Origin of the sequence: Hymenobacter rigui, assembly GCF_003944715.1 — a bacterium.
GTDB classification, from domain to species: domain Bacteria; phylum Bacteroidota; class Bacteroidia; order Cytophagales; family Hymenobacteraceae; genus Hymenobacter; species Hymenobacter rigui.
Genome location: NZ_RWIT01000007.1, coordinates 147,715 through 166,102, shown reverse-complemented (window position 1 = coordinate 166,102; position 18,388 = coordinate 147,715). Strand labels below are relative to the sequence as shown.

Genomic DNA, 18,388 nt, shown 5'->3' with positions numbered 1-18,388 from the left:
GCTTACCTGAAATTCCCCTTACATGAAGCTCCTGTTGATTGGCTACGGTAAAATGGGCCAAGCCATCGAAGCCCAGGCTATTGCCCGTGGCCACCAGATTGCCGGTATCGTGGACCCTTCCCGGCCCGGTGTCCTCATCTCCGATTTCACGGCTGCCGAGGCTGACGCCGCTATTGAATTCACGCATCCCGATGCGGCTTACCAGAATGTAGTGGCTTGCCTGAAGCAGGGCATTCCGGTGGTGTGCGGCTCCACGGGCTGGCTGCACCACTTTGCCGAGGCACAGGCCCTGAGTCAGCAGACCGGCACGCCGCTGTTCTACGCCTCCAACTACAGCGTGGGTGTAAACCTGTTTTTCCACTTTAACGAGTACATAGCCGCCAAAATGCACCAGTTCGGCGGCTACGATGTGCAGGTGCGGGAAATCCACCACACTCAGAAAGTAGATCAGCCCAGCGGTACGGCTCTTACCGCCGCCGAAGGTATTCTGCGCCACTTTCCGGGCAAAACCACCTGGCGCAACGAGGCTGCCAGTACGCCGCAGGAGCTGGCTATTATCTCGGAGCGGGAAGGCACAGTAGTCGGCACGCACATCGTTACCTATTCCTCCCCCGCCGACTCCATTGAGCTCAAGCACGAAGCCCATACCCGCGACGGGTTTGTGCAGGGTGCCCTGCTGGCGGCCGAGTGGCTACCCGGCCGCAAGGGCGTATTTGGCATGCAGGACCTGCTGGGGCTGTAAGTGGTAAAGGCCGAAGTTGTGAGATGCCCTGTTCCCGGATTTCACAACTTCATCCTCACAACTTCCCCTTTCCCCGCATTATTTCGCATCTTCCGGCGTTGATCCGGAACGGAGCCGGCCAAGGCCGGCAACACCTACTTTTCTGGCCTTTACTCATTATGGCAGTACAATCCTGGGAGAAATACCTCGAGAAAAACCCGGCTACTCCCGCCACGCCCGGCAAGGAGCCGAAAAAACGCAAAAGCGCCGCGCGTGAGTGGGGTGATGCCATTCTGTTTGCCGTAGTAGCCGCCACGCTTATTCGCTGGGCTACTTTTGAGGCCTACACCATCCCCACGCCTTCCATGGAGCACTCCCTGCTGGTAGGCGACTACCTGTTTGTGAGCAAGCTGCACTACGGCCCGCGCACTCCCCAAACGCCGTTGCAGGTACCCCTTACCCACCAAACTGTGTGGGGTACCAGCCTGAAAAGCTACTCCGATCTGATTCAGCTGCCCAGCTACCGGCTACCGGGCTTTTCGGAGGTGAAGAACAATGATGTGGTAGTGTTCAACGTGCCCTTCGAGGATCAGCACCCCGCCGACCTGCGCACCAACTACATCAAGCGGTGTATTGCCATTGCCGGCGACGTACTCGAAATCAAGCAGGGCAAGGTGTTTATCAACGGGAAGCCGGCCGTGAACTACCCGGAAATGCAGAGCAGCTACTTCCTGCAGATTCCGACCGGCGAAAACCTGACAGAAGACTTCCGCAAGTATGGGGTGGTGAACTACGATACCTCCGACGGCCTGCCCCCGCAGATGCAAACGGAGCAGTACGGCATCGGGTACGAGGTGCACATGACCCAGGCCGCCTACGATTACTTCAAGCAGCAGCCGTACGTGAAAGGCATTATCGACCTGAAAACCCCTCCCGGCCAGCCGGAGCGGGGCCAGCAGGTATTCCCCAACAACCCCGATTATCTTCCCTCCCAGCCCAGCAACCCGCTGAACCCGCTGCCCTTCCCCAACTGGAATAAGGACAACTACGGCCCGCTGCAGATTCCGAAAGAGGGCCAGACGGTGCAGCTCACACCCCAGAATTCGGCCATTTACCAGAAAATCATCCTGCGCTACGAGCACAATGAGGGAATTACAGTAGCTCCCGACGGTACCATTTCGCAGAACGGCAAGCCGCTCACCAGCTACACGTTTAAGCAGAACTACTACTTCATGATGGGCGACAACCGCCACAACTCGCTGGATTCCCGCTTCTGGGGTTTCGTGCCTGCCGACCATATCGTAGGGAAAGCCGTGCTCATCTGGCTATCGATAGATCCCAACGCCTCCTTCTCGCAGAAAATCCGTTGGAACCGCCTGTTCAACCTGGTCGACTAAGAATCACGGATTAAGCGGATTGAAGGATTTCGCGGATTTCGGTCACGAACCATGTAGCTAGCCCAACTCGATAACAAACAAAAGAGCGGACTCAGGTGAGTCCGCTCTTTTGTTTGTTATCGAGTTATGAAATTCGTAACCTAAATCCGCGAAATCCTTCAATTCGCTTAATCCGCGATTCACCAGTGGATGGGTTGCTCGCCGTGCTGCTCCAGATAGGCGTTGGTCTGGCTGAAGGGGCGGGAGCCGAAAAAGCCCCGGTCGGCGGCGTAGGGCGAGGGATGAGCCGCTTTGAGCACGAGGTGCTTTCTGGCGTCGATGATTTCGCCTTTCTTCTGGGCATAGGCCCCCCACAAGATGAAGACCACGTGCTCCTTCTGGTCGGAAATCTGCTGGATAACGGCATCGGTGAACTGCTCCCAGCCCTTCTTCTGGTGGCTGCCGGGGTCACTGGCCCGCACGGTGAGGGTGGCATTGAGCAGCAACACGCCCTGCTGCGCCCACCGGTCGAGGTTGCCGTTAGGAGCCGGGGGTGTTTCGGGCAGATCCGCCTGCAGCTCCTTGAAAATATTCTGCAGGGAAGGCGGCGTGCGCACACCCTCAGCCACCGAGAAGCTGAGGCCGTGCGCCTGCCCCTTGCCGTGGTAGGGGTCTTGGCCTAAAATGACTACTTTCACTTTATCGAAAGGGCAGGCCTCGAAGGCGTGAAAAATCTGGGGGCCGGCCGGGTACACCGTGGTGGTAGCATACTCGCCTTTTATAAAGGCAATCAGGTGTTGGAAGTACGGTTTTTCGAATTCTGGTGCTAGCACCTTGCGCCAGCTTTCTTCTATCTTTACAGACATAGGGAGGAGGAATTATTTTTCGGTTGGGTAGGCCATCAGGTGGCTCGGCTGCGTAGATAAACCAAATTCCGCGTACGGCTGTTAGCTTTTTTCTCTTTCGGAACTCCCAGACGTTATGAATACGACCACCACTCAAGGCGTGACCGTAAGCGTTACGACGAATTACCTGCCGGATTATTCCAGCCCGGGCCAGGAACATTACGTCTTTGCCTATAAAATTGATATCCGCAACAACAGCGAATTTACCGTGAAGCTGCTGCGCCGTCATTGGTACATCTACGATGCCAACGGGGTAGTGCGTGAAGTGGAGGGGGAAGGCGTTGTGGGCCAGCAGCCCACGCTGGAACCCGGCGAGTCGCACCAGTACGTTTCGGGCTGTAATCTGAAATCGGGGCTGGGCAAAATGCGCGGCTCCTACCAGATGGAGCGGCAGATGGACGGCAGCGAGTTTGCCGTGGAAATCCCTGAATTCACGCTGGTAGTGCCTTACCGCCTCAACTAGCACAGCCGGACTTTCCGGTCTGAGCACCAACCATACAAAAGCCGTCCTGACTCGCTCGGGGCGGCTTTTGTATTGCTCGTATCTTCGGGCAGCATTCCGAGAGTACAGCCTCCGGAATCCTCGCTTCACTTCAGTTTCTGCGCGCTTTGCTATTTCAGGTTTTTAGTTTTTTTCGCTTTCTGGCTCGCTCGGGTAACGCACACGGACTCCACTCCCCGTTCGTGTTCGGGCTGTATGCGCACGTTATTAACCACGACGGGCATTTTACTGCCTATGACGTGGTAGAAAACCGCCGGGAAGAGCTGCGCCACGATGCTACGGCTATTCAGGTACGGGATTTTGGAGCGGGCTCCCGCACCGGTGCCGGCCGTACCCGCCGCCTGCGCGATATTACCCGTACGGCCGCCAAACCACCTGAGTTGGGGCAGTTGCTCTTTCGGCTGACGAACCACTTTCAGCCCCGCACGGTGGTGGAGCTGGGCACTTCCCTGGGCCTGACCACCAGCTACCTGGCCCTGGCTAATTCCCGGGCGCGGGTACTCACCTTCGAAGGCTGCCCAGCCACGGCCGCCGTAGCCCGGCAGACCTTCGCGGCTACGGGCGTACAGAACGCCGAGATAGAGGAAGGCAACCTTGATGAAACCCTGGAACCGGCCCTGGCCGCCCTAGCCGCTCCCGTCGATTTTGCCTTTTTCGACGGTAATCACCGCTACGAGCCCACTCTGCGCTACTTCAACCTCATGAACCGGTACCGCACGGAACACAGTGTGTTTGTACTGGATGATATCCACTGGTCGGCGGAAATGGAGCAGGCCTGGGAAGCCATTTGCCAGCACCCCGACGTGACGCTGACCATCGACCTGTTCTACATCGGCCTGGTGTTTTTCCGACGCAACCAGCCCAGGCAGCATTTCACCCTGCGCTTCAACAACCCACTGGATAAGCTACTGGAGCGCACCAAAGTACTGGCTTCCTGATATTGAAGCTTTTAAAAAGTAGTGGTACGTTATGCTTTTTATGACTTTTTAACAGAAAGGCCGCCACACACAGTGTAGCGGCCTTTCTGTTATCAGCTGTTTCTTTCTTACGCCTACAACGGAGCCACGCTACCCGCACCATCTTCCCGAATGGCTTCCCGTACCCGCGTCAGCTTGCGCAGCAGGTCTTCCAGGCCGTCCAGGGCCAGCATGTTGGCCCCATCGGATTTGGCCGTGGCAGGCGTGGGGTGCGTTTCAATGAACAGGCCGTCGGCTCCCACGGCAATGGCGGCTTTGGCAATGGTTTCGATAAGCTGGGGCTTGCCGCCGGTAACGCCGCTGCTCTGGTTCGGCTGCTGCAGCGAGTGGGTTACGTCCATCACCACGGGCACGCCGAACTCGCGCATGGCCGGCAGGTTGCGGAAATCCACTACCAGGTCGGAGTAGCCGAAGGAGTTACCCCGGTCCGTCAGAATCACGTGGGGGTTGCCCGACTGGCGCACCTTATCCACCGCAAACTGCATCGACTCCCCGCTCAGAAACTGGCCTTTTTTCACGTTTACCACCTTGCCGGTTTTGGCGGCGGCAATTAGCAGATCGGTCTGCCGGCACAGGAATGCCGGAATCTGCAGCACGTCCACGTACTCAGCCGCCATAGCCGCCTCGTCCGATTCGTGGATATCCGTAACGGTGGGCACGCCAATTTCCTGGCTTACCTTCTGCAGAATTTTTAGCGCTTTCTCGTCGCCGATGCCGGTGTAGGAATCCAGGCGGCTGCGGTTGGCCTTGCGGTAGGAGCCTTTGAAGATGTAAGGAATCTGCAGCCGGTCGGTGATGGTGCGCACCTGCTCGGCTATATGCAGGGCCATATCTTCGCCCTCAATTACGCAGGGCCCGGCCATCAGAAAAAACTGACCGGAGTTGGTATTGCGGAAGTGAGGCAGAACGTTGGCGAGTTGTTGAATCATGGAGCTCAGGCTTTAGCTTGGGTTACAAACAGGCTTGCGGGCAACGCAGGCCGGTGAGAGATAAGGCAAAACAGTCACCGCCGAATAGGGTGACGCGGCATGTTTAACACAGGCTACAGCGTGTGTTGCTTCTTTTTCAGAGAAATAAACAGCTCCCGCCCCTGCCGGGGTTTGAGGGAGTTGGTGGCCGTATCAAAATGCACGAAATCAAAATACGGCTCAAAATACGGCCGATACTCCTCTCGGGAGCCCCCGAAGGGCGGGCCGGGCTGGCTGAATTCAGTATCAAATAGCAGCCCCATCAGCGTACCGCCGGGCCGGAGCAGGCGGGCGCACTGCCGGGCGTAGGCCGGGCGCAGGCTGGGGTCGAGGGCGCAGAAGAACGTCTGTTCCACAATAAGGTCGAACGGTGGCGCCGGTTCCAGCTGAAAGAAATCGGCCAGCAGCAGATGGTCGGCCGGAAAATCCGGCACGCGCTGCTGCAGGTCGCGCAACGGCTCGGGAGCCACATCGGCCACAAACACGTTAGGCCAGCCGGCACCGTGCAGATACTCAGCTTCATACGCACGGCCTGCCCCCGGAATCAGGATACGGCGGGTATCGGGCGGGCCCAGCTGCGCAAAATATTCCTGCAGGGGCGGCGTTATCTGGCCCGCATCCCAGGCCGTTTGGCCCGTTACGTAGCGCTGCTGCCAGTAGGCAGCATCAAGTGGCGAATCCGGAAGCATATTGCGGCAGGGTTGTATCTTCGGCACTTGCCTGGGTACGGAACTCCGTTATTTTTGCCCTAAAGGTACTACCTGCGCCCGGACTCTCCGGGCTTCACTTAACCCCTCCCGCAATGGAACAAGACCAGAGCCCCGAGCCAAAGAACAACAACCGCGTCCTGCTGATTGTGGCCCTGATTCTGGTGCTGCTGGGCATCAACGGCGTGCTGTTCTACATGAACCAGCAGAAAAGCAAGCAAAACGAGCAGCTGCAGGCCGATGTGGTGACCAAGGATGCCAAGCTGGAAGAGCAAATTAAGCAGTACGAAGCCCTGAAGGCTGATTTTGAGCGCCAGAGCCAGGAAGTGCAGGGCATGGGCCTCTCCAACGACTCGCTGGTAGCCAAGCTGGCCCAGATTAACGCCGACCTGCTGAAGCTGCGCTCCTTCCGGGCCGGCAGCTTCAGCATTGCCGAGCAGCAGCGCTTTAAGCAGCGTGCCGCCAACTTCGAAACGCAACTGCGCAAAAAGGACGAGGAAATTGCCCAGCTAAAAGCCGATAACGAGGCGCTGTACACCGAAACCACCACGCTGAAGGAGCGTCAGAACCGCCTCACCGATACCATATCCACGGTGGTGCGCTCCAACCAGGAGCTGAGCGAGAAAGTAGCCGTGGCCTCCCGCCTGCAGGCCGAAAACATCCGCATCGGCGTGGTGAACAACCGCGAAAAGGAAAAGGCTGACGACGACAACGAGTTTAAGGCCAAGCGCGTCGAGAAAATCAAGGTAACCTTCAACCTGGGCCGCAACGACGTGTCGCCGAAGGAAACTAAGCAGATCATGATGCGCCTGATTGAGCCCGACGGCGCGGCACTGTACAACCTGAGCACCGGCGGCGGCACTTTCATGATTGACGGCGCCGAGGCTTTCTACACGGCCAAGCAGGACGTGGTATTCGATAATACCCGTCAGCCCGTGCAGTTCCTGTACGCCAAAGGTGCCCCCTACAAAACCGGACTCCACACCGTGGAGCTGTACGAAGGCGGCGTGATGATCGGCAAAACCACTTTTACGCTGAAATAAGTAGCTGCCGAAAGCTTCTCCGCGTTTTTAAAAAGCGCCGGTCCACGGGCCGGCGCTTTTTGCTTGTTAAGCAGTGCCCATAAGCAGCGGCCAACGACTTACCGTCCGTTGAATTCGCGCTACTCTTGCAATCTGACACGGTGCCCTATGCTACCGCCTTTCTCTCTTCAACCCACGCTGGAAACCGATACTCTGCAGCTATTGCCGTTGCAGAAAACTGATTTTGCCGAGCTGCATGCCGTTGCCGCTGACCCCAAGGTGTGGGAACAGCACCCAAACCAAGACCGATGGCAGGAACCGGCCTTCCGAAACTTCTTCGAGGGGGCTATGCAGAGCCAAGGATCTTTCAAAATCGTGGATAAGGCTACCAATGCCACCCTAGGCAGCACCCGCCTCTACGACTACAACGCCGCAGATAACAGTATCCTCATCGGCTACACCTTCTACGGAACTCAGTCGTGGGGCAAAGGCATCAATCTGGCTGTGAAGAAGCTGCTCCTGGATTATACGTTTCAATTTGTGGATACCGTGCGCTTCCACATTGGGGCTGGGAATGTACGCTCCCAGATTGCCATTCAGCGCCTGGGGGCCTGCAAAGTAGCCGAGCAGGAAGTGGCGTACTATGGTGAGCCGTCCAAGCTCAACTTTGTGTTTGAAATCAGGAAGCAGGACTGGGCAGCGCAGTAACAACCGCTTCGCCAGCGTACGGCGCGCGTGCCTGGCTACCAGGTTTCTCTGGCTCTACTCCTTTTTTATACTGAAACAGAATGAGCAGCGGAAGTTATTGCGCCAGTGAGGCCTCAAAGTCATCGAGCTTTTTCAGCGTGGCTTTGATGTTCTCCGTGAACATCACCACTACCGAGCCGGGCTTGGCCGTGGCCAGTACGTGGTCAATGGCGTCCATCTCATTTTCGATGTAGGTGATGGGCAGTTCGGGCTTATCCAGGCGCAGGCCGCGCTCCATGATTTCCTTGAGCTGCTCGGCCGTTTTACCCCGCAGGTCCCGGTCTTGGCGCAGAATTACCTCGTCGAAGATACTGCCGGCAATACGAGAGAAACCCAGGGTATCCTCGTCGCGCCGGTCGCCCAGGCCCGATACCACGCCTACTTTGTGCGTAGCCTCGGTGGCATTCAGGAACTGGGCAAATTTCTCGATTCCGTGGGTATTGTGGGCGTAATCCACAATCACCTCAAACTGCGGGAATTTGTACACGTTCATACGACCCGGCGTTTTGGCCGCCGAGGGCACGAAAGTGCGCAATGCCTGCTTGATGTCGTCCTTATCGAAGCCATAGCAGTAGCAGGCCAGGGCCGCCGCCAGCGAGTTTTCAATGTTGAAGGTGGCCCGGCCCCCAAACGTAATCGGGAATTCGGCGGCCCGGTCGATGCGCAGCTTGTAGCTGTTCTTATAGATGGTGATGTAGCCTTCCTCGTACACGGCGGCCAGCCCGCCGTTTTCGGCGTGCTCCCGGATACGGGGGCTGTGCTCGTTCATGCTGAACAAAGCCACCCGGCATTCCAGCTTTTCGCGCATGGCGTACACTAGGTCATCATCGGCATTGAGTACGGCCCAGCCGTCCTTGCGCACGGTGCGGGGCAGTACGCCCTTCACGGCGGCCATTTCCTCCACCGTGTAAATGTCGCGCATACCCAGGTGGTCGGCTGCTACGTTGGTCACAATGGCCACGTCGCAGGTGTGGAAACCCAGACCCGAGCGGAGCATCCCACCCCGTGCCGTTTCCAGCACCGCAAAGTTCACGGTTGGGTCCTTCAGGACAAACTCGGCACTCTGGCCGCCGGTGCAGTCGCCGCTCTGCAACTGCACGCCCTGGATGTAGATACCGTTGGTGGTAGTGAAGCCTACTTTGTAACCCTTGGAGGCCACAATGTGCGCCAACAGCTGAGAAGTAGTGGTTTTACCGTTGGTGCCGGTTACCGCGAAAATTGGAATCCGGGCGGTGCCGCCCTGCGGGAACAGCATATCCACTACCGGCGCGGCCACGTTGCGCGGCAGTCCCTCGGTGGGCGAAATGTGCATGCGGAAGCCCGGCGCGGCATTCACCTCAATAACGGCCCCGCGGGTTTCGTTCAGCGGAATGGCAATGTCGGACGTCAGCAAATCAATACCGCAGATATCCAGGCCCACGATGCCAGCCACGCGTTCCGCCAGCAGCAGGTTGTATGGGTGTACCAGGTCGGTAACGTCGGTGGCAGTGCCCCCAGTGCTGATGTTAGCCGTGCTTTTCAGGTACAGCTCTTGGCCGGCGGGCAGCACCGAGTCCAGCGTCAGGTCCTGCTTGCTGAGCAGGTCAATGGTGTGTTGGTCGGCTTTGATGCTGGTGAGCACCTTCTCGTGGCCCACGCCCCGACGCGGGTCTTTGTTAACTTCGTCAATTAGCTGCTGAATGGTGTGCTGCCCGTTGCCGGTAACAGCGGCCGGCGTGCGTTTGGCGGCGGCAATGAGCTTGCCGTTCACCACCAGCATGCGGTAGTCGTCGCCCTCAATAAACTGCTCCACAATAACGGCCCGGGAGTATTTCTGGGCAGCTTTCAGGCCTTCAACGGCGTCCTCCCAGTTGGTGATGCGAATGGTGGCTCCCTTGCCGTGGTTGCCGTCGAGAGGTTTGGTGACGATGGGGAAGCCCAGCTCCTCTACCGCGTCGCGCAGGCCATCCTCCGAGTACACGGTGGTGCCGTTGGGCACCGGCACACCAGCATCCTTCAGCATAGCCTTGGTGCGGTTTTTATTGCCGGCCACCTCCACACCGGCGTGCGAGGTATAGCTGGTAGTAGTAGCCCAAATACGCTTCTGGTTGACGCCGTATCCCAGCTGAATAATGCTGCTGTTCTTCAGCTGAATGTACGGAATATTGCGCGAAGCTGCCTCCGCCACAATGCTGTAGGTACTGGGCCCGAAAAACTCTTCCTCCCGGATTTCGTGCAGCTCGTCGATAATCGGCTTAACGCTCACGGCGCGGCCGTGGCAAAGGTCGTCTACCAGCTGCACGGCAGCTTCGGCGGCCATGCGTCCGGCCCGCTCCTCCTGGTAGCTGAACACCACAAACTCTACGCCCTCCTGGTGAGCCGGGTACGATTTGCCCCAATACACGGGCATACCGGCCGTACGTTGCAGAGCCAGAGCTACCTGCTGAATGACGTGCCCCAGGGGTTCTCCGTCCTGCAGCTGTTCCTCGGTCAGGGGTGGGTTTTTGGGGCCATGTTTACCAGCCTCTTGGTGGGGCTGCGGCTCCAGCAGCTCGGGCAGCAGACTGGGAAGCTGCTCCGCCAGCGCCGGTGCACTGTTCGACCACGCATCGGCCAGGTCCTGCAGGTCCACTTTCATTACAATCAGCTTGTAATGTTTCACGGACCAGTAGCTGGGGCCGCGCATCGTGCGGAGGTCAAGGATTTTCATATGGGAGAAAGGGTGGAAATGTATGTCGCGTGCGCGCTTCTACGCGGAATTGAAATGTAGGGATTACACCGCAAGAAACCTTTTATTCGGGTCACAGCCTACTTTTTGCCTAGAAGCGTCATTCTCAGCCCTCCAGCTCTATCGTTTTTTTTCAACAGAATGCCTTAAACGCAAAAAACCCCGGTCGGGGCTAATCAACCGGGGCACTAGGCATCTGAAAACAGGAAGTGTCAGAAGAGGTGACGAGCGGATTCGAACCGCTGTAGGAGGTTTTGCAGACCTCTACCTAGCCACTCGGTCACGTCACCAGGGCTTTGAGGATGCAAACATACGGCTTAATCCCGTTGTCGCAAAGCCTACAGGCAGTTTTCGTGCTCCTGCAACGGTAAGACGCTGGGAGTGTGTGAAAAAAAATCATTCCAGCTGCCTGCAGCGCGCAGTTCCGCTTCGTGTTATAAAAAAAGGCCCCGGATTGCTCCGGGGCCTTCTTCAAGTGGCTAAAGCCGGGGCTGACTACTCAGCGCCCTGCTCGTTGCCCAGCATTTTGTCGCGCAGAGCCGACAGAGCGTCCAGGTCGCCGAGGGTCGACTTTTCAGCTTTCTTCAGATCGGCAACTTTGCCTTCACCTTGGGGAGCGGCAGCACCAGCGGCCGGCTTCTTCTTGGTGAATTTCGAAGCGCGGCTGTCTTCTTCAGCCTGCTGGTTGTACACAGCAGAGTGCGACAGCACTACGCGACGGTCATCTTTCGAGAACTCCACCACGCGGAAGTCGAGGGTTTCGCCGTTTTCAGCCTGCGAACCATCTTCTTTGCCCAGCGACTTGGGATACGCGAAGCCTTCGATGCCGTAGGGCAGCTCGAGCACCGCACCACGGTCGGTTTTCTCGGTGATGGTAGCCTTGTGCACCGAGCCGGGGGTGAATACCGTCTGGAACGTATCCCAGGGGTTTTCTTCCAGCTGCTTGTGGCCCAGGGCCAGACGACGGTTGGCAACGTCCAGTTCGAGAACTACCACGTCCAGACGGTCACCTACCTTCACTACTTCCGAAGGATGCTTGATCTTCTTGGTCCACGACAGGTCCGAAACGTGCACGAGGCCGTCTACACCTTCTTCCAGCTCAACGAACAGGCCGAAGTTGGTCAGGTTGCGCACCAGACCGTTGTGGTTGGTACCAACGGCGTACTTCGTAGCGAAGTCACCACGGGTCCACGGATCTTCAGTCAGTTGCTTGATGCCCAGGCTCATCTTGCGGTCTTCGCGGTCGAGGGTCAGGATCTGAGCCTCAACTACGTCGCCCTGCTTGATGAAGTCCTGCGGGTTACGCAGGTGCTGGCTCCAGCTCATTTCTGAAACGTGGATCAGGCCTTCTACGCCGGGGATGATTTCCATGAACGCACCGTAGTCGGCAACATTCACGATACGGCCTTTCACTTTCGAGCCTACGCCCATGTCGGCGGGCAGCGAATCCCATGGGTGGGGAGTCAGCTGCTTCAGACCGAGGCTGATACGCTTCTTTGCTTCGTCGAAGTCCAGAACTACGATGTTCAGCTTCTGGTCGAGCTGCAGTACTTCGCTCGGGTGAGCGATGCGGCCCCACGAGATGTCGGTGATGTGCAGCAGACCGTCTACGCCACCGAGGTCGATGAACACACCGAAGTTGGTCATGTTCTTGATAACGCCCTCCAGGATCTGGCCTTTCTCCAAGTTGTTGAGGATGGCTTCGCGCTGCTTCTCGAGGTCTTTCTCGATGAGCACTTTGTGCGAAACTACCACGTTGTCGAAAGCGGCGTTGATTTTCACCACTTTCACTTCCATGCGACGACCCACGTAGATGTCGAAGTCACGGATGGGCTTCACGTCGATCTGCGAACCGGGCAGGAAGGCTTCTACGCCGTCCAGGTCCATGATCAGACCGCCTTTGGTGCGACGCTTCACTACGCCTTCCAGAACGGTGTCGTTCTCCAGAGCGTCGTAAATCGACTTCCAGGCCTGCTTGATCTTGGCCTTCTTACGGGACAGGATCAGCTGACCGTTCTGGTCTTCCTGGTCTTCGATGAATACCTCTACCTCGTCGCCTACTTTCAGCTCGGGCAGGTCACGGAATTCGGAGAGGGGCACCAGACCATCGGATTTGAAGCCGATGTTCAGGATTACGTCACGGTCGGTGATGCCAACCACGGTGCCTTTAATTACTTCTTCCTCCTGAACAGTAGTCAGCGTGCTGCTGTACATCTGCTCCATTTCGGCGCGCTGCTCAGCGGTGTAGTTACCACCGAAAGCGTTGGCTGAAACGTTGTCCCAGTCGAAGTTGTCTACTACTTCTGCCATGATATTAGCAATGGCCCTCGTGTACACGTCCGGCGCAGGGCCCGCCTCCGGAACGCGTTTTTGTTTGATACACAGCGCAGTTACGCCGGCCTCGCCACCCTGGCGGGGCCGCAAAGATACGGAGTTTGGGGAGAGATACTAGCTAATAGCTTTGCTTGTAAGGTTCTGCCATATAAGCTCTATCTACTTCTACTGTTTCCAACATCCTTTTAATCAAGTCCAAGTTCTCTGCCGTTTTGGGCATCTGTATATATACAGATAGTTGCCGATAAGGACTTGTAACATCCTTTATAGCAAACAAGACGGGTTTTCGGTCACGCCAAGATTCCAAGTAGATAATACGAATTCGTTGACTTACACTCACAAATGTTTTGATTACAATGGCTTGGGAGTCTTTTACAGCCATAATTTTTAGTTCTTCTGCTACACTCCGAAATCGATTGTTACCCGCAGGATAGATGGTCACACTAATACTAGCTAATGAACTACTGTCAATGGTGCTGACTAAGTAACTGTATTCGCCCCCCGAGCATGATTTACAGTCAGGCCCCCATACCCTCAATTCGCGCTGATGGGTCCAACTAACGGGTATTTGTAGCCTGATTCTGTTCTCATGAAGATTCAGCTGCCGCAGTGTAGGGCTGACCACTAAACAACCATTCGAAGCAGAAGGCATTGAGTTATCTGACTTACAAGAAGCTGTGAGTAGTAAGAGGATAACGAATGGAGCGATATTCATTTAGTTAGTTCAGGCAATGACCAATAGATATAAAAAAGAGAGTGAAGCCAGCTTCACTCTCTTTAAAAAGGTTACCTGCAAGAAGCAAAAGATCTACGCCCGGCCCAACTCGCGCAGGTGCGCTACGTGGGAGGCTACGGCGTAGCGCATCTTGGGATACTCGTTATACTCAATGTTAAACTCCTCGCACATCTGGCGGATAATTTTATTCAGGGCCGGATAATGGACGTGGGAGATGTTGGGGAACAGGTGGTGCTCGACCTGGAAGTTGAGGCCGCCCACCAGCCAGCTGATGATTTTATTATCGGTGGCGAAGTTGGCGGTGGTTTTGATCTGGTGGATGGCCCACTCGTCCTCAATCTTGCGGGTGGTTTCGTGGGGCACCACGAAGCTGGTGTGCTCCACGGTATGCGCCAGCTGGAACACGATGCTCAGAGTGAAACCGGCCACGGCGGCAAACGCCAGAAAGCCCACCAGCCAGCCCAGGAAGCCCACGGTGTAGATGGGCAGGGCCACGAACAGGCCCAGGTGCAGGGCCTTGAAGCCCCAGAATACGCCCTGGTCGGAGGCGGTCATCTTCTTGATGGGCATTTCGCCGATTTTGCCTTTGAAATACTTCTGGTAATCCATGAAGAAAATCCAGGCGATGAACAGCAGGGCGTAGAAAAACCAGAAGTACAGGTGCTGGAAGCGGTGGAGCTTGCGACGGGGCTGTTCGGGGCTCAGGCGCAACCAGGGCTGGGCATCGAGGTCGTCGTCCACGCCTTCCACGTTGGTGTACATGTGGTGAATGAGGTTGTGCTTGGCGTTCCACATGTAGGAGTTGCCGCCCATCACGTTGAGGGTGAAGGCCGCAAACTGGTTCATCCACTTCTTCTTGCTGAAGGAGCCGTGGGCACCGTCGTGCATCACGTTGAAGCCAATGGCGGCCCCGATGAGGCCCAGCAATGCGCATTCGGCAATACCCACCCAAACGCCGGGCGTCCAGAACACGAGGTGCAGGTACACGGCTACGAAGGCCGCCGTAAGCAGTACAGCTTTAAAAAACAAGGTTTTGCCGCCCGTAGTGGATTTGCCGGCTTCCTGAAAATAGGCGTTGGTGCGGCGCTTCAGCTCCTGATGAAAGGAGCGGGAAGCCGCGAATTTGGGTGCGTGCATGCGGGGTGGTGCTTGGAAAAACTGCTTAAAGATACCGCTTCCCAACAGCAAGCCGGGCAACGTAACCGAAATGGCCGGATTTTGTACCAGCCGCCGACTCTATATGGTAAAGCCCCCTTCCCGCCGACTAGTTCACGGAAAGAGGGCTTTACTGGAAATGAGTACCGTCTTAGCGGCTGGCAACAGTACCGCCACTGATGGGCAAACCGGGCTTCAATATGGGTTGCAGCGCCGAATACGGCACAAACACGCTGATTTCGCCCTGGGCATACGAAGCCACCTCGTAGGGCAAATACACGAACACCGCGCCGCCGCTGGTCAGGTACACGTTGCGGGTTGCGGGCAGCGTATTCTGGAACAGCGCGCTTTTCAGCGGCTCCGAATCCTTCAGGCCTAGGGCTGGACGGGCGTAGCGGCCGAGGATGCTTTCCAGCTGCGGCTTGGTGCCGGCCCGGAATATGTCGTCGAAGCGGAGGGCGCGGCCGGTACGGGTATCGTAGCTGCGCACGTAGGTGCCGTAGAGGCCGTGGGCCCCACCGGAGTAATCGTAGCCGAAGTAGCCGATGCTGAGCAGGTTGCCGTCATTCCAGAGCACATAGCTGTTGGCTTCCTGCTCGTAAGCCAGCGAAGCACGGGGACGGTAGTCGGAAGTATCCTTGGCCATATCAGCCATCAGCGGGGCTACTTCCTTGCGGTATTCCTTGGTGAAATAAGCCAACTGCTCCTTCCACAGCGCATCCAAAGACGGAGCCGGTTTGGTTTCGAGCGTGTCACCACGCAGGCCGCGCACGATGTTGGCGGCCAGCTTTTCTTGGCTGGGGCCGGCAGTGGGCACCAGGGCATACATGGAAAGGTGGGCGGCTATGCTGTCTTCGGGATGATCTGGGCGGGGAAGTACGTCTTCGGAAAAACTGCGGGCCGAGAACTGCACGCCGGTAGGGTTGCGCACCAGCCGCAGCTGCAGGGGTTTGCCGTTGAGTGTGCCCACTAATGAGGTACCCTTCTTTTTCAGCAGCCACTCCGTTCCGTCGGAGGTACCGGTTGCCTGCTCCCGGCTGATGTCGCGCAGGTTCAGGCTGTCGGTGCCGGTGGGTTGGTCGCCGGCCAGCTGGTACGGATGCCCATCGGCGGCCGTGTAGAACCCGGCCAGACGGCCCAGGGTAGTCTCACCGGGAGTTTCGCCCAGGTGCTGTAGATGAACGGTGATGCTGTCGGAGGAACCGGGTAGCACCCCACGGTACTGGTGGTACCAGGGCGGCGTATCAGCCACTACAGGAGCGGCGGCGGCAGAAGTAGCGGCAGCGTCGGGGGCGGTGGTTTTACCGGCCGAGGAATCGGTACCGGAGTTACAGGCAGCCAGCAGCATACCGGCCGCCACGGGAGCCGACCATGCACGGAGCAGGCGGCCAGCGGGAACAGTGGAAAGGAAGCTCATTGACCAAAGAACGCAGAATTTGGCTAGGCGTTCAAACGCGTGCAACATATTGGCATTCTCTTACCCCAGCCAAAGCGCGGGCGTATGTAGCCACATAGTTTCTTCCTCTCTACTTCTTCAGCCTCTTTCTTATGAGCTACATTAAAGCCGGCCAGGACACCAACGGCACCGACGTAAAGCTGCACTACACCGACCAAGGCAGCGGTAACCCCATCGTACTGATTCACGGCTGGCCCGCTACTTATGAAATGTGGGAGTACCAGCTGGCCGAGCTGCCCAAGCACGGCAACCGCGTAGTGGCCTACACCCGCCGGGGCTTCGGCAACTCTACCAAAACCTGGGACGGCAACGATTACGACACGTTTGCCGATGACCTCAACGCCGTACTTACGGAACTTGACCTGCAGAATGTAACGCTGGTGGGCTTCTCCATGGGTGGCGGTGAAGTGGCCCGTTATATGAGCAAGTACAACGGAGCCCGGGTAAGCAAAGTAGCCTTCGTATCGGCCGTAACGCCCTTCCTGCTGAAAACAGACGATAACCCCGACGGCGCGCCGAAGGAGAACTTCGACAAAATGGTGGAAGGCATCAACAAAGACCGTTTCGACTTCCTGGCCACCTTCGGCAAGCAGTTCTTTGGTGTGGGCGTAGTAAGTCACCCTGTCAGCCAACCCACGCTGGATTGGATGCAGAGCATCTGCCAGCTGGCCTCGCCCCGCGCCACGGAGCAATGCGTGTACGCCTTTGCCGCTACCGACTTCCGCCAGGATCTGGCCACCATCAAAGTACCCACGCTGGTAATCCACGGCGGCGACGATTCTACAGTACCCGCCAAGGTAAGCGGCGAGCGGATGACGCAGTACGTGCCCCACGCTCAGTACGTGGAGTACGCCGGCGCACCGCACGGCCTGTTCATCACCGAAAAGGACCGCCTCAACCGTGACCTGGCTGCTTTTGCGGCCGGCAGCACCGTGGAAGGCACTGCCGACCGGTACTAGGCATAATTGGCCTTAAACACACAACGGTGCCCCCGGTAGCATTGACTACCGGGGGCACCGTTGTGTTTGGTGAAACCCCAATCGGCTAGGGGGTTTCAAAGGTTAGTTTCAGCCGGCCGTTCGACAGGTCCTCCACATCCACGACGTAAGTGTATTTACCTGGATCAAGTGGCGTTTCGCCTACATAATCAGTTGGCTGCAGCGACATTTCCCGGCCATTTATCACCACTTTAATGTAAGCATAATTGTATGCTCCTTTGTAGACAGCGTAGTCAGATACCTGCTTAGCAGCTAGTGGACCATACTCATTCTCGCCACCGGAAGTATTCACATACACGCTTTCGAACCGGTAGCTACTGGCATTTTTCACTCGAATCCGGATTTCACCGGAATCCTCTTTTTTGCAGGATGTGTGCAGCAAGCTTACTATGCACAGGCACAGTAGAAGTATAAGCTGTTTCATAATTGATTCAATAGAATGGGTACGTTATGGGGAGCATATCTGCGTCACAAACGTTGCATCCACACTGCTTATCTGGTTTTAGTATTAAACCCACTGGCAACAAAAAAACCGGTCAGCCACGTGGGCTGCCGGTTTTAGTGCAGATAAGGATGCCAGTTTTGGTCGAGGGTGCCGGCACTGAGTTTGAGGAAGCCGGTAAGCGTTGGTTTTTTAGGCTGCTGCCGAATGGTGAGGCCGGCTTCCTGAGGGGTGCGGTGCCCTTTGGCATGATTGCACCGGGCGCAGGCCGTGAGCAGGTTGGCCCAACTGGAGTCCCCGCCCCTACTTCGGGGCAGCACGTGGTCGAGGGTCAGGTTTTTTGTGGAGCCGCAATACTGACACTCGAAATGGTCCCGCTTCATAATGTTGTGCCGACTGAGGGCAATGCCCTTGTAGGGCACGCGCACGTAGCGCTGCAGCCGGATGATGCTGGGCTTGGGAAATACCTTACTCACCGTGCGCAACACGCCATTCTCTGATTTGGCAATCAGCTCGGCCTTTTCCAGAAACAGCAGCACGAAGGCTTTCTGCACACTGCACAGCGTAATGGCCGTGTAGTCACCGTTCAATACAAGAACTTTTTGGTCCATATAACGCTAAGAAAAATGAATCTG

At 57.0% G+C, this 18,388-nt stretch carries 17 protein-coding genes and 1 tRNA gene; 7 read left to right on the top strand and 11 right to left on the bottom strand.

All coding sequences use genetic code 11. The annotated features are described in order from the left end of the window. Positions 1-22 precede the first annotated feature (22 nt). A complete protein-coding gene (gene dapB, locus EI291_RS14330; protein ID WP_125421166.1) occupies positions 23-742 on the top strand; it encodes a 4-hydroxy-tetrahydrodipicolinate reductase in 720 nt (239 codons plus the stop codon). 158 nt (positions 743-900) lie between these two features. Further along, the gene (lepB, locus tag EI291_RS14325) at positions 901-2,118 is read left to right on the top strand and encodes a signal peptidase I (protein WP_125421163.1); all 1,218 of its coding nucleotides are present in this window, start codon (positions 901-903) and stop codon (positions 2,116-2,118) included. Between the two features lie 179 nt (positions 2,119-2,297). On the opposite strand, the gene EI291_RS14320 is transcribed toward lepB, so the two are convergent. Further along, positions 2,298-2,963, bottom strand: coding sequence for a uracil-DNA glycosylase (locus EI291_RS14320; protein ID WP_125421160.1), 666 nt, complete (start codon positions 2,961-2,963; stop codon positions 2,298-2,300). A 115-nt stretch (positions 2,964-3,078) separates the two neighbouring features. Between EI291_RS14320 and apaG the strand changes: the two genes are divergently transcribed. Both apaG and EI291_RS14310 read left to right on the top strand, forming a co-directional pair. Further along, a complete protein-coding gene (apaG, locus tag EI291_RS14315; RefSeq protein WP_125421157.1) occupies positions 3,079-3,465 on the top strand; it encodes a Co2+/Mg2+ efflux protein ApaG in 387 nt (128 codons plus the stop codon). 221 nt (positions 3,466-3,686) lie between these two features. Further along, a complete protein-coding gene (locus tag EI291_RS14310) occupies positions 3,687-4,442 on the top strand; it encodes an O-methyltransferase (protein ID WP_317127662.1) in 756 nt (251 codons plus the stop codon). A gap of 113 nt (positions 4,443-4,555) precedes the next feature. On the opposite strand, the gene kdsA is transcribed toward EI291_RS14310, so the two are convergent. Together kdsA and EI291_RS14300 are read right to left on the bottom strand one after the other, a co-directional pair. Beyond that, positions 4,556-5,410 carry a 3-deoxy-8-phosphooctulonate synthase gene (gene kdsA / locus EI291_RS14305; RefSeq protein WP_125421151.1) on the bottom strand — a complete coding sequence of 285 codons (855 nt, stop codon included), beginning with the start codon at positions 5,408-5,410 and terminating at the stop codon, positions 4,556-4,558. A gap of 113 nt (positions 5,411-5,523) precedes the next feature. Continuing rightward, positions 5,524-6,138: a methyltransferase domain-containing protein gene (locus EI291_RS14300; RefSeq protein WP_125421148.1), complete on the bottom strand. Its 615-nt coding sequence runs from the start codon at positions 6,136-6,138 to the stop codon at positions 5,524-5,526. Between the two features lie 113 nt (positions 6,139-6,251). On the opposite strand from EI291_RS14300, the gene EI291_RS14295 reads away from it, so the two are divergent. Beyond that, positions 6,252-7,199, top strand: a complete 948-nt coding sequence (locus EI291_RS14295) for a hypothetical protein (protein WP_125421145.1) — start codon at positions 6,252-6,254, stop codon at positions 7,197-7,199. A 147-nt stretch (positions 7,200-7,346) separates the two neighbouring features. Beyond that, positions 7,347-7,886, top strand: a complete 540-nt coding sequence (locus EI291_RS14290; RefSeq protein WP_125421142.1) for a GNAT family N-acetyltransferase — start codon at positions 7,347-7,349, stop codon at positions 7,884-7,886. Between the two features lie 94 nt (positions 7,887-7,980). Here the strand turns inward: EI291_RS14290 and cphA are convergent, their stop codons facing one another. The 6 genes from cphA to EI291_RS14260 form a co-directional block, all read right to left on the bottom strand. Next, positions 7,981-10,614: a cyanophycin synthetase gene (gene cphA, locus EI291_RS14285; RefSeq protein WP_125421139.1), complete on the bottom strand. Its 2,634-nt coding sequence runs from the start codon at positions 10,612-10,614 to the stop codon at positions 7,981-7,983. A 237-nt stretch (positions 10,615-10,851) separates the two neighbouring features. After that, positions 10,852-10,922 (bottom strand) — tRNA-Cys (locus EI291_RS14280). Between the two features lie 205 nt (positions 10,923-11,127). Then, positions 11,128-12,942 (bottom strand): 30S ribosomal protein S1, encoded by a 1,815-nt coding sequence (gene rpsA / locus EI291_RS14275; protein ID WP_125421136.1) that lies wholly within the window; start codon positions 12,940-12,942, stop codon positions 11,128-11,130. A gap of 142 nt (positions 12,943-13,084) precedes the next feature. Continuing rightward, positions 13,085-13,408 carry a hypothetical protein gene (locus EI291_RS14270; RefSeq protein WP_125421133.1) on the bottom strand — a complete coding sequence of 108 codons (324 nt, stop codon included), beginning with the start codon at positions 13,406-13,408 and terminating at the stop codon, positions 13,085-13,087. A gap of 366 nt (positions 13,409-13,774) precedes the next feature. Beyond that, positions 13,775-14,839 carry a fatty acid desaturase family protein gene (locus EI291_RS14265; protein ID WP_125421130.1) on the bottom strand — a complete coding sequence of 355 codons (1,065 nt, stop codon included), beginning with the start codon at positions 14,837-14,839 and terminating at the stop codon, positions 13,775-13,777. A 169-nt stretch (positions 14,840-15,008) separates the two neighbouring features. Then, the gene (locus EI291_RS14260; protein ID WP_170172646.1) at positions 15,009-16,274 is read right to left on the bottom strand and encodes a DUF3298 and DUF4163 domain-containing protein; all 1,266 of its coding nucleotides are present in this window, start codon (positions 16,272-16,274) and stop codon (positions 15,009-15,011) included. 131 nt (positions 16,275-16,405) lie between these two features. On the opposite strand from EI291_RS14260, the gene EI291_RS14255 reads away from it, so the two are divergent. Beyond that, positions 16,406-17,272 carry an alpha/beta fold hydrolase gene (locus tag EI291_RS14255; protein WP_125421124.1) on the top strand — a complete coding sequence of 289 codons (867 nt, stop codon included), beginning with the start codon at positions 16,406-16,408 and terminating at the stop codon, positions 17,270-17,272. A gap of 85 nt (positions 17,273-17,357) precedes the next feature. On the opposite strand, the gene EI291_RS14250 is transcribed toward EI291_RS14255, so the two are convergent. Both EI291_RS14250 and EI291_RS14245 read right to left on the bottom strand, forming a co-directional pair. Beyond that, complete coding sequence (locus EI291_RS14250) at positions 17,358-17,735, bottom strand: hypothetical protein (protein ID WP_125421121.1); 378 nt, start codon at positions 17,733-17,735, stop codon at positions 17,358-17,360. Between the two features lie 134 nt (positions 17,736-17,869). Continuing rightward, positions 17,870-18,364, bottom strand: coding sequence for an HNH endonuclease (locus EI291_RS14245; protein ID WP_125421118.1), 495 nt, complete (start codon positions 18,362-18,364; stop codon positions 17,870-17,872). Positions 18,365-18,388 lie beyond the last annotated feature (24 nt).